The sequence below is a fragment of the Microcystis sp. LEGE 08355 genome (assembly GCF_015207185.1).
GTDB classification, from domain to species: Bacteria; Cyanobacteriota; Cyanobacteriia; order Cyanobacteriales; family Microcystaceae; genus Microcystis; species Microcystis panniformis.
The window spans coordinates 1-11,587 of record NZ_JADEXI010000096.1; the positions used below are offsets into that span (position 1 = coordinate 1).

At 47.6% G+C, this 11,587-nt stretch carries 9 protein-coding genes; 6 read left to right on the top strand and 3 right to left on the bottom strand.

Features of this window, described 5'->3' with window-relative positions; translation table 11 throughout:
• Positions 1-172: 172 nt before the first annotated feature.
• The gene (gene pckA, locus IQ242_RS07200; protein ID WP_193959497.1) at positions 173-1,852 is read right to left on the bottom strand and encodes a phosphoenolpyruvate carboxykinase (ATP); all 1,680 of its coding nucleotides are present in this window, start codon (positions 1,850-1,852) and stop codon (positions 173-175) included.
• An 890-nt stretch (positions 1,853-2,742) separates the two neighbouring features.
• Here pckA and IQ242_RS07205 point away from each other — a divergent pair.
• The gene (locus tag IQ242_RS07205) at positions 2,743-4,119 is read left to right on the top strand and encodes a cobyrinate a,c-diamide synthase (RefSeq protein ID WP_193959498.1); all 1,377 of its coding nucleotides are present in this window, start codon (positions 2,743-2,745) and stop codon (positions 4,117-4,119) included.
• A gap of 342 nt (positions 4,120-4,461) precedes the next feature.
• Here IQ242_RS07205 and IQ242_RS07210 read toward each other — a convergent pair whose 3' ends face one another.
• Positions 4,462-4,818, bottom strand: coding sequence for a hypothetical protein (locus IQ242_RS07210; RefSeq protein ID WP_193959499.1), 357 nt, complete (start codon positions 4,816-4,818; stop codon positions 4,462-4,464).
• 45 nt (positions 4,819-4,863) lie between these two features.
• On the opposite strand from IQ242_RS07210, the gene IQ242_RS07215 reads away from it, so the two are divergent.
• The 4 genes from IQ242_RS07215 (at position 4,864) to IQ242_RS07230 (ending at position 9,973) form a co-directional block, all read left to right on the top strand.
• The gene (locus tag IQ242_RS07215) at positions 4,864-6,864 is read left to right on the top strand and encodes an alkyl/aryl-sulfatase (RefSeq protein ID WP_228020863.1); all 2,001 of its coding nucleotides are present in this window, start codon (positions 4,864-4,866) and stop codon (positions 6,862-6,864) included.
• A 6-nt stretch (positions 6,865-6,870) separates the two neighbouring features.
• Positions 6,871-7,089 carry a hypothetical protein gene (locus IQ242_RS07220; RefSeq protein WP_193959505.1) on the top strand — a complete coding sequence of 73 codons (219 nt, stop codon included), beginning with the start codon at positions 6,871-6,873 and terminating at the stop codon, positions 7,087-7,089.
• Positions 7,037-7,906 carry a bile acid:sodium symporter family protein gene (locus IQ242_RS07225; RefSeq protein ID WP_193959500.1) on the top strand — a complete coding sequence of 290 codons (870 nt, stop codon included), beginning with the start codon at positions 7,037-7,039 and terminating at the stop codon, positions 7,904-7,906. Before IQ242_RS07220 ends, IQ242_RS07225 begins: the two co-directional genes overlap by 53 nt.
• A gap of 207 nt (positions 7,907-8,113) precedes the next feature.
• Positions 8,114-9,973, top strand: a complete 1,860-nt coding sequence (locus IQ242_RS07230; protein WP_193959501.1) for an iron uptake porin — start codon at positions 8,114-8,116, stop codon at positions 9,971-9,973.
• Positions 9,974-10,020: 47 nt separating this feature from the next.
• On the opposite strand, the gene IQ242_RS07235 is transcribed toward IQ242_RS07230, so the two are convergent.
• Positions 10,021-10,437 carry a CoA-binding protein gene (locus IQ242_RS07235; protein ID WP_193959502.1) on the bottom strand — a complete coding sequence of 139 codons (417 nt, stop codon included), beginning with the start codon at positions 10,435-10,437 and terminating at the stop codon, positions 10,021-10,023.
• A gap of 349 nt (positions 10,438-10,786) precedes the next feature.
• Between IQ242_RS07235 and IQ242_RS07240 the strand changes: the two genes are divergently transcribed.
• Entirely contained in the window at positions 10,787-11,461 is a 675-nt protein-coding gene (locus IQ242_RS07240; RefSeq protein WP_193959503.1) for a TIGR04283 family arsenosugar biosynthesis glycosyltransferase, read from the top strand.
• Positions 11,462-11,587: the final 126 nt, after the last annotated feature.

Here is an 11,587-nt window from a genome sequence, read left to right on the forward strand (position 1 = left end):
GGTGTAGGGTGTAGGGTGTGGGGTGTGGGGTGTGGGGAAGTGGGACGCTTTTCAGTAAACAGTAAACAGTGAACTGAAAACTCACATCTGATAACTGATAACTGATAACTGATAACCCCACCAAGAAACTTTTTGCCGCAAACCCTAGTTGATAACCGATTCCTTGATGTTGCTATTCCCAAATTGGACCGGCTGCAATGATTTCTTGGGAGGCAGTGGTAAATTGACGGAAATTTTCCACGAAACGATGGGCCAATTCTCGCGCTTGTAGGTCGTAGGATTCGCCATCTTGCCATGCTTGTCGCGGGTCGAGGATTTTTTTGGGAACTCCAGGGACAATTTCGGGAACGAGAACTTGAAAGATGGGATGAGGATGGAAAACGACTTCCTCTAAATCGCCATTTAAAGCGGCGGAAACCATAGCCCGGGTGTGTTTGATCGAAATGCGATCGCCGACTCCGTAGGGACCGCCGGACCAACCAGTATTAATCAGATAAACGGAGGTTTCGGGATGTTGTTCTAAACGTTCCCCTAACATTTGGGCATAGACAAGGGGTGACAGAGGGAAGAAACATTGACCGAAACAACTGGAAAAAGTCACCTGTGGGGCGGTGATTCCCCGTTCCGTTCCCGCTAATTTGCTAGTATAGCCGGAGAGGAAATGATACATCGCTTGGTTCGTGGTTAATTTGGCGATTGGTGGCAGTACCCCAAAAGCATCGGCAGTTAAGAAGATAATAGTTTTCGGGTGGGTTCCCATGCCAGATACGGCACAATTAGGGATATAACGCAGGGGATAGGCGGCGCGGGTGTTTTCGGTCAAACGTCCATCATCGTAGTCGGGAAGGCGATTATCGGGGGAAAGGATCACGTTTTCGAGAATAGTGCCAAATTGAATCGCCGCCCAGATTTGGGGTTCGTATTCGGCACTTAAACGGATGGTTTTAGCATAACAACCGCCTTCAAAGTTAAAAATGCCGTCTTCTGACCAACCGTGTTCATCATCACCGATGAGGCTGCGTTTAGGATCGGCGGAAAGGGTGGTTTTACCCGTACCGGAGAGACCGAAAAAGAGGGCCGTATGACCGTGTTTATCCATGTTAGCGGCACCGTGCATCGGTAAAACCCCTTGTTTGGTCATCAGGTAGTTCATCATCGAGAAGACGGATTTTTTGATTTCGCCAGCGTAGCGAGTGCCACCGATGAGAACGATTTTTTTGGCTAGGTTGAGGACGATAAAGGCTTCGCTGTTCAGGTCGTCATCTTCGGGATCTCCCTGTAACCCCGGCAGGGCAATCACGGTAAAATCAGTTTCATGGGCAGCTAGTTCGATCGCACTAGGCCGGAGGAATAACTGATGGGCAAAGAGATTATGATAGGCGATTTCGGTGACGACGCGCACGCCAAAGCGACAATTAGGATCGGACCCGACGTAACCATCGAAGATATATAGGTCTTTTCCCTGCACATAGGCGAGGACTTTTCGGTATAATTGCTGGAATTTTTCCTCGCTAATCGGAGCGTTATGCTGATTCCAGTCGATTTCCTTTTCGCTGGTGGCTTCTTTGACAATGAATTTATCTTTGGGGGAACGACCGGTATATTTACCCGTTTCCACCACTAAAGCCCCATTATCGGCTAAAACGCCCTCATGACGTTCGATCGCCTGTTCGACTAATTGCGGTACGGAAAGATTGCGATAAACGCGACCGAGATTTTTCATGCCTAGGTTTTCGAGGCCGTAGGTGGGATGAAATTGATTTTCTAATTCGTAGTAGAAATTGACGTTCTCCACGCGATCGGGCAAGGGACAAGAGATACTATCATTGGTCAGCGTGTGTAGAGTCGGCATAATCCCAATTCTCCTGATAATTTAGTTGTCGGTTTAGAGTTAAGTTCTAGGTCTCCGATTAGGGCAGTTATAGAAACTAGAAAAACTCCGTTCTCGGTCTTTTTTCACTCCCAGACACCTAAGAAGCTATATTGATTAGTTGATCTGACGATATTTGCCTGATTAATCTGGTCTTTTGCTGTCGGTAAAGCCAATCTTAGAGCGGTAATTCAGGATTATTTGCCTATTTACCCGTCATCTCCCAGTCAGGGTTTTTACCTTCTCCCTCTTGCCGATCTAACTGCTTTTTCTAGATATTTTTAGTCTAGCTGTACAATAGGATACAGACGATGTTTTTTTTACAAAAATTAACAGCTAAACAAAATTGGTCAGCTAATCTAGCAGTTAAGTGGGTGGGTGGAATTAAATATAAGATGAACGTAGGTTGGGCTTCGGCCGTGAGATCAGCCGAACGGTTGAAGTATGAAACCCAACGACCGCATGGGTTACGCTACCGCTAACCCATCCTACAAATAATTGTGCCTCCCTACTTAAGCTGCCCGCGAATTTAAATTGCTTGTTGAGATGAGGCACTCTTGCAACAGTAAAGGGATTTGAGGAGATTTAGCCAATCTCAAGGATAGGCGGTTAAAATGCGTCTTAGCCTATCTTAATGGTGGGGGAGGAAGTCTCTGGTTTTTGGGAAAGTCAGAACAATAGCTGGTTGTCTAGAGATGATGACAATGATCCTAAACGTGGTCAAATCGATTTCGCCGCTAATAAAAAAAAGTCGATTGACACAGGGCAAATTAGCGGCCAAAATTGACTCTATTAGCCGTTGGCAAGCTCTAGAATTGATTGTGTAACAGGTTAATTAAGTCTAGCTCGATCTCGAAAAAAAACAACTAATAATGATCATCGCAGGAGAAAGAAGCGGAGTCGGTAAAACTACGATTACCCTGGCAATCTTGGCCTATTTAATCAGTCGTGGCGATCGAGTGCAATCTTTTAAAGTCGGGCCCGATTATATCGATCCCATGTTCCATACTCATTTTACCGGTCGCCCCTGTCGCAATCTCGATCCGGTTCTAACTTCTGAAGACTATGTAAAAACCTGTTTTGCCCAACATTGTCAAAATGTCGATTATGCTCTGATTGAAGGGGTAATGGGGCTATTTGATGGTATTCAATTAAGCGATACTCAATTTCCCGATTATGCCAGTACCGCCCATATTGCCCGTATTTTAGGGCTTCCTCTGCTGTTAGTGATCGATTGTAGTCGTTTATCTACCTCTGTCGCCGCTATTGTCCGCGGTTATCAATCTTTAGACAAAAATCTCCATCTAGCCGGAGTTATCCTCAATCGGGTTGGTAGCGATCGCCACCTGCAATTACTGCAAACCGCCCTAGAATCCATCAATATGCCGATTGTTGGGGTTTTGCGTCGTCAAGATTCCCTGACAATTCCCGATCGCCATCTAGGATTGGTTCCCAGGGATGAACTAGGAGAAATCAGGGAACTGCAAGCTCGACTGGCTTCTATTGCCCAAAACTGCTTTAATTGGCACATTCTCTTGCCTTTACTGACTATTTCTCCCCAAGAGAACCCGAAAAATCCCCCAGGAGCAAATAAGCTTTTTCCCCCTATCCGTATCGGTATTGCCAGAGATAAGGCTTTTAACTTTTATTACCCCGATAATCTCGATATTTTAGCCAATTTAGGCGCAGAATTAATCTTTTGGAGTCCCTTGCAAGGAGCAAATTTGCCCGAAAACCTGCAAGGATTGTACTTTGGTGGCGGTTTTCCCGAAATCTTTGCCCCAGAATTAGCCGCTAACACCCCTATCTTAACCCAGGTGAGAAAAGCGATCGCTTCTGGAATGCCCACCTACGCCGAATGTGGGGGATTAATGTATTTATGTAACAAAATAGTTGATTTTGAGCAAAAAAATTATTCTATGTTGCAAATAATCCCCCAATCTGCTATAATGTCCCCCAAGTTGACTCTAGGTTATCGGCAAGCCATCGCCCAACAGGAGACGATCCTGCTCAAAGCAGGTCAACCAGTGCGCGGCCATGAATTCCATCGCTCCCAATTAAGCGGGGTAAGCGACGCACCGATTTATCAACTGCAAGCATTCCCAAAAAGTGCTATCAATGGCGAAGGGTGGCAAGGTAAGAATCTGCACGCTTCCTATCTTCACCTCCATTTTGGGGCTAATCTGGGCCTGCCGAAAAAATTTTTAGCTGCCGGCCTTGATTTTTTCCGAACAGCTGCGTTAAGCTAATTGTAGATAAATTTGATAATCAATCCGTTAAGGGATACAGGAGGTGATGTCGATGGTAGAAAGTAGTAAAAGCATGGGTCTCCTAATCGACAATAGCCGGCTGTGCGCCGGGGCTGTTCTCTAGACCCCACGTCTAAACAAGATTTAGACTAGCTGGAGTTCCTTCCGGCAGTCTGGTGTGGATTTCGATGACCCGCTACACCGCCCTTACCGAGCAATTGGTAAGGGCGGATAGTTTTTGAGGGTTTCCCGTCAGCATTGTCTAAACCTGCCCTGATTTTGCCCTAAGTGAGCCTTTCTTCACTGTAACTCTCAGGGGCGCAAACTAACCCATCGCCGATTCTAGTTTGGGGACACCATTTTAACGCCATTGACCGAGATAATATCATTGGCTAAATTCTCCGCTATCATGGGAATTAATCGATTTATATTATTCTCATAAGCTTTTGTCCAGAATTGAGACGGTTTCTCTCTTCCCTCCTCATTGACGTAGATAGTTTTATCGGGCGTAATCAATAGCATGGCCACGTCACCTGAGTTTTCCGTGATGGCAAAGACAAACTGATCACGGTCGGACTTGAGACCTTCGTACCAGTAGTCTAGGTGTTCTTCTAGTTCGTATTCGTAGAGAGCGCGTTCCATCTTGCCATCTTGCAGCAAGGCTTTACGCAGTGTGTTGGCTATCTTTCTTTTTTTCAAGGTCTTGTCCCTGTTTTTGTTCGCATTAATTACCCACCACTCCTGATGAAAAACAAGCACTTCGATACAAAAGGCAAGATGCCCTCCCCGTTCACCATCGAACTACAGAACGGTTGGCGCCAGACCCTGCCGTTCGAGGACAAACGGGATTTTGAAGAGGCCCAAAAAGGCTTTATTGCCGCCCCACCTTACAAACAAATCATGGCAGAGGCGGGTAACGTGGCTTGGGATATGGGCAGCTACGAGTTCCTGTTGCGGGGCTTTGACAGCGTTTTCGACAGCATTCACCCCTCATTGCAGCGCCAGGCAGTTCTGAACATGGCCTACGGACTCTATGAAGTCTTGCCGGACAAGATCTACCAAGTGCGAGGGTTCGACCTGGCCAACATGACGATCGTCAAGGGCAATACAGGTTGGATTCTATTTGATGTGTTAACCTGTAAGGAAACGGCTAAAGCCGCTCTGGAACTGGTCAATGAACACCTGGGACACCGTCGTGTGGTCGCCGTCGTGTACTCCCACTCCCACGTCGATCACTACGGTGGGGTGCGCGGTGTGGTGGATGAGGCGAATGTGAAGAACGGGAAGGTGCAGATTATCGCCCCCGTTGGCTTCATGGAATATGCGATCGCCGAAAACGTCTATTCGGGGACGGCGATGGTCCGCCGGGCATTCTTTCAGTACGGCCTGCTATTGCGGCGCAGCCCGTTCGGCCATGTAGATCAGTCGATCGGCAAGAACACCGCAGCGGGCAACACCGGACTGATTGAACCCACCCGTTACATCGAGCAGGACATTGAGGAATTGACCATCGACGGGGTGAAAATGGTATTTCAGAATACGCCAGGCACCGAAGCCCCCGCCGAGATGAACACCTATTTCCCTGACTGGAAAGCGTTCTGGGCAGCAGAAAACATCTGCGGTACGATCCACAACATCTACACGCTGCGGGGTGCATTGGTGCGGGATGCGTTGGAGTGGTCGAAGAAAATTAATGAAGCCCTCTATAGGTTCGGGCAGCAAGCGGAGGTGATGTTTGCCTCCCATAGCTGGCCCCGTTGGGGCAACGATCGCATTCAGGAAGTCATGCGAACCCAGCGGGATGCCTATGCTCACCTGCATAACGAGGTGCTGCACCAAGCCAACCAGGGCGTGACCATTAATGAAATCCACAATGTTTACAAGCTGCCCGAAAGTTTGCAGCAACAGTGGGCTGCCCACAGCTACCACGGTTCTGAGGAACACAATAGCCGTGCCGTGATTAACCGCTACCTGGGCTACTGGGATGCCAATCCAGCCACATTAATTCCGCTGTCACCGAGCCAGTCGGCTCCGCTCTACGTCGAGATGATGGGGGGTGCGGAGAAGATTCTGGCCAAAGGTCAGGAGTTGCACGATCGAGGCCAATACCGCGAAGCCATGGAGATACTGAACAAGCTGGTCTATGCTGAACCCCAGAACCAGGCAGCTAAAGACCTCCTGGCCGATGTGTTTGAGCAGATTGGCTACCAGAAAGAAAGCCCCAGTGTCCGCAACAGCTTTCTGGCCGCCGCTTACGAACTACGAAATGGCTTCCCCACGGGGGTCACGGCCAAGACAGTCACCCCCGATACGGTTCGCGCCATGTCCACCCAACTCTGGCTCGACTTCATCGGCATTCGTCTAGATAGCCAGAAAGCGGAAGGGATGAAATTCACCATCAATTTGCTCACACCGGACAACGGTGAGAAATTTGCGGTGGAAATGAGTAATTCAACCCTGACAAACATCAAGGGATTCCAGGCAAAAAATCCTGATCTCACCATCACGATCGACCGTAGCGACCTGGAGTTGATTATGGCTGGGATAGCCACATTTCCTGCCCTGATTGGCGAAGGGAAGGTGAAGCTAGAGGGCGATGATCAGGTCTTGGTGCGACTCCAGAGCCTCTTAGTCCAGTTCACCCCGGACTTTGAGATCTTGCCAGGAAGCAAGCCGGCGGAGTCAGTTACGCCGACTGAGAACTCGTTCGAGCAGCCAGAGCCTGCAGATACGTCTGGAGGTTGAGCGGCAATGGCAGTCACCCCTGGGAACGGTGAAGGGCTACCGGTTTCAAGCGGGACAGTTTCGGAATGGGGGAGTTGGGCAAGTATCTCCCCTCTCCCCGTTTCCCCGTCCCTTCCACAGTGTTCTGTCTTAAGCCGCAACTTAATCCCTGATTATGGCAATCTGACCGCCGATGAACTCCCTTATATCTCTCGAAGTCAAGCCAATATTGCTAATCCTTGTTAAAATCACGATTTTTTCGCTGATGTTAGCCATCGGGATCGCTCTCTCTTTCGAGAAAATGCTCTCCCTCTGGCGCAAACCCGCTTTACTCTTCCGTGCGCTTCTAGCCGTTGTCGTCCTAGTGCCTTTGCTGGTTTTCCTGCTGTTAAAACTATTTAACTTACCCCCAGAAGTGATGGCTGGATTGGCATTTTTGGCAGCTTCCCCTGGTGCGCCTCTAACTACCAAGCGATCGCAAATGGCGGGAGTCAGATTCCGTTACTCAGCCAGTCTCCAACTCACCCTGGCTTTACTTGCGGTTGTGATTACGCCCCTTACCTTGGCTATTTTTACCACCCTCGTTGAGAGGCTTTCAGAGAATGTAACCGTTTTAGAGGTAGCCCAGCAAGTCGCCATGGTGCAGTTCTTGCCTGTCAGTATCGGGCTTCTGATGCAAAAGTTCGCCGCTAAATTGGCCGAAAAGATCGCCAAACCCTTAACTTTTATGGCTAATGGTTTGTTTTTGCTCTTAGCTATCTTAGTCGGTCTTTTGGGATTTCCTGTATTGTTGAAAGTTTGGGGATTGCCACTGGTTGCAATTCTGATTATGGTAATCGCCTCTCTAGGGATAGGACACGCTCTAGGCGGTCCCGATGATGATCAGCGATCGATTCTCGCGATTTCCTCTATTGCTCGCAATGTCGGTTTAGCCTTTTTTATCGCTATTTTGAATGACGTACAGCAGCAGGTGATTCCTACGCTGCTGGCTTATTTAATTTTGGGAGCCGTTCTGGGCGTTCTTTACTCAATCGGTCGTAAGCGCAAATTGGAGAAACTTTGATATCCTCGCCGCTGTGTCAACTCTTAGTTTTTGTTTAAGTGCCGTCAGGGGCGACAGGGTGGCCACTTTGTCAACTGGTCAAGGCAAAAAAATGAGATCGCATCTTTCCCTAAGTAATTAAGTTGTGTATAATGGCAGAAGAATAGCAAGGCTATATGCGGCATCAAACTGTGTAGTCAACCTATAAGGTGTGAGGAAAAAACCATTATGTTAAGAATGTTCTGGAAATCATTGCTGGTTAGCCCAGCAATTTTAGGGGCTACCCTGGTAGCTTCCGCTAATGCTAGTAGCTTCGATCCCGTCAAATCTACCAGTGTTTCTACCGAATTTAACAATCTAGAAATCGCCCAAGTTCAGAACACCGGTGCAGGAACTGGCGAGTTACTCAATCAGATCGAACAGTACGGTAACGAAGGTCAAGTTACCCCCGTACAGGGCAACACCATCGATCAAGTCACCAGCGTCAACCAACTGCGCGATGTTTCCCCCACCGCTTGGGCCTATGAAGCCCTAAGAAGCCTTGTGGAGCGCTATGGTTGTATTGTTGGTTATCCCGATCGCACCTTCCGGGGCGACCGAGCTTTAACCCGTTGGGAATTTGCGGCTGGTTTAAACGCTTGCTTAAACGTGATGGAACGTTTAATTCAAGATGGTGTCAACGTCCTCAAGGAAGACTTAGATGCCCTCAAGCGCTTGATGGATGAGTTCCAAGCCGAATTAGCAGCTTTAGGAGCTAGAGTTGATAACTTAGAAAGCCGGGTGTCTTTCCTAGAAAACAACCAATTCTCCACCACCACCAAATTAGCTGGGGAAGTTATCTTCGCCGTTACCGACACGGTCGGTGCCGGTAGCCCCGCCTCCCAGGCCGCCATGCAATACCGCGCTCGTTTGCTGTTAAACACGAGCTTCACCGGTCAGGACGTATTAAAAACCCGTTTATCGGCCGGCAGCGCCACTCCCTTCGGATTTGATTACAAATCCACCACCACACTACAAAATGGTGATCCCGCTTCCGTCAGATTCGATAATCTGCAAAGCCCTTCCCTTTATCAAACTTGGACCGCCGCCGGTAACGGTAGCGATGTGGTTCTCGACTGGTTGGCCTACTATACCCCCATTGACTTAGGTTATTTTGGTCGCTTCAATACCTACGTCGCCGCTTGGGGTGGTATCTGGAATGACTTCGTTCCCACCACTAACCCCTTCTTTGAAGACTTCGACGGTGGTAATGGTGCGCTATCCACCTTCGCATCCGAAAACCCCATCTATCGTATCGGTGGTGGTTCTGGGGCCGGTGTTAGCCTACAGTTAGGCTTCCTTCAAAGCATTGTCGGTCCGACCTCCCTATCCTTGGGTTATTTAGCCGGTGGTGGTGGCTCCAGTTCTGCGGCGAATCCTAACCCGGGTAATGGTCTCTTCAACGGAGATTACGCCGCTTTAGCACAGATTAACGCTAACCTCTTTAACTTCTTGAACGTTGGCTTCACCTACGTTAACGCCTACCAAGGTGCCGATACCGCCATCTTCGGTAACGGTGGTTCCTTCGGTGTAACGGGTACTTCCGCTGCTAACCTTTCCCAAACTCAGTTAAATACCCTGCTCAACGTCAACGGCAACGATCCTGATAGCGTCACCCTACAGGATGAAGTCGGTTTCTTCAACTTCGGAGCCAAAGTATCCAATAGCTACGGTTTAACCGGTGCAGTGAATCTTGGTTTCGCCAGCTTGAGTGCCTTCGGTTCCTACTCCACCGTGCGCTTACTCGGTCTCGGTGATGCGGAAGTGTGGACCTACGGTGCTGGTATTGCCTTCCCCGACCTAGGTAAAGAAGGAAATATCTTAGGTCTGTTTGCTGGTGCGCAGCCCTACATCGGTCACTTAAGCTTCCGGGAAATGGGTCTAAAAGTATCTAACATCGTTCCCTACCACGTTGAATTGTTCTACAAGTACCAAGTCACCGACAATATTTCTATCACCCCTGGTGTCATCTGGATTTCTGCACCTGAACAGTTCAAAGGCACTGGTAACGAGTGGATTGGCACCCTGCGCGGAACCTTTACCTTCTAGGATTTCCTAAATTAAACCCGAAACCCCACCGATGGTGGGGTTTTGTTTTAGGCAAATAGACGCTGATATTCTATCTGGATACAAGCATCCATAATCACATTTAAACCCGCCTCGATCGCTTTTTTTTCGGCAACTGGGTGATAAATTTTCAATTGTGTCCAAAGGGTAGCAGCCCGAATAGCAATAGCTGACTCGACAATTTCGGGTAGATAATCAGGATGACGAAAAACGTTAACAATATCCACAGGTTCGGGGATAGCCTCTAGAGAAGGATAGCAGCTTTGACCGTCAATTTGCTTGACCATCGGATTGACCGGATAGACTCGATAACCCACCGCTTGCAGGAATTTGGCCACCTGATAGCTGGCGCGATTCGATTTCTCGGAATGCCCGACCACTGCGATAATTTTACTATTGCTGAAGATGGTTTTGAGCGCACCATCGTCTCCTTTAATATTCGGCATTGTCCCACCTATCTTAGAACAGAGTTTCGTTTCTCATAAAGATGAAGTGTAACCTAATTTGGTATCGACTTTTAACTGCAGCTTTAGCCACTCTGAATAACTGGCAGCGATGTTTAACTTTTTTACCAGAAAAACAGTTAAGTAGGTAGGTGTTAAAAGTTGTCAGATCCCCCCGCCTATCGGCACCCCCCTTATTAAGGGGGGCAGGGGGGATCAGAGGCAAAATCTATCTTCTATTTAATTATAACTACTTACTTATTACACATCCCAATCAATCCCTCGGTATCTGTAGGAAAATGTACCCGATGGTTCCCCCTAAATTCTCTGACTTTAGTTACCTTAAAACCTGATGAATTATCTTAGTATTATCATTCCGACTCTCAATGAGGAGTTAAGAATTGCAGCAACGTTAAAACAGATAGGTGAAGGAGTAGAAATTATTGTTGTCGATGGGGGAAGTACCGATAAAAGTAGAGAAATAGCCGAACAATTGGGAGCGAAGGTAATTATTTCTTCTAGTAAAGGTCGTGCCTTTCAGATGAATTTAGGATCCAAAATAGCGAAAGGAGATATTTTGTTATTTCTGCACGGAGATACTTTGCTTCCCCAAAATTATCAAAAACAAATTATCAATACTTTATCCCAATCTGGGATAGTAGCGGGGGCCTTTGAATTAAAAATTGATGGAGAGGAAAAATCCCTGCGTTTAGTGGAAAAATTAGTTAATTGGCGTTCTCGCTGGCTTTCTCTTCCCTACGGAGATCAAGGAATATTTTTAAAAGCCTCAATCTTTGCCGATTTGGGCGGTTTTCCTGAGTTGCCAATTATGGAAGATTTTGAATTAATACAAAGATTGAAAAAAAGGGGTAAAATAGCCATAGTTTCTGCCGCGGTGATTACCTCGGCAAGACGTTGGCAAACATTAGGAGTTGGCAAAACTACCTTAGTTAATCAATTAGTAATTATTGGTTATTATCTAAAAATTCCGCCGCGCTTGTTGAAAAGTTTTTATCGTTTATGGTAATAAAGGCTTGCTGAAAAAGTATTTGAGGTCATTGTGTAATGTAGGGGCGCAACGCTTGCGCCCATAATGTGACATTGTGAACATTTTTCAGCCAATATCCAAGAGAGGCAAAGACAATTATACAAT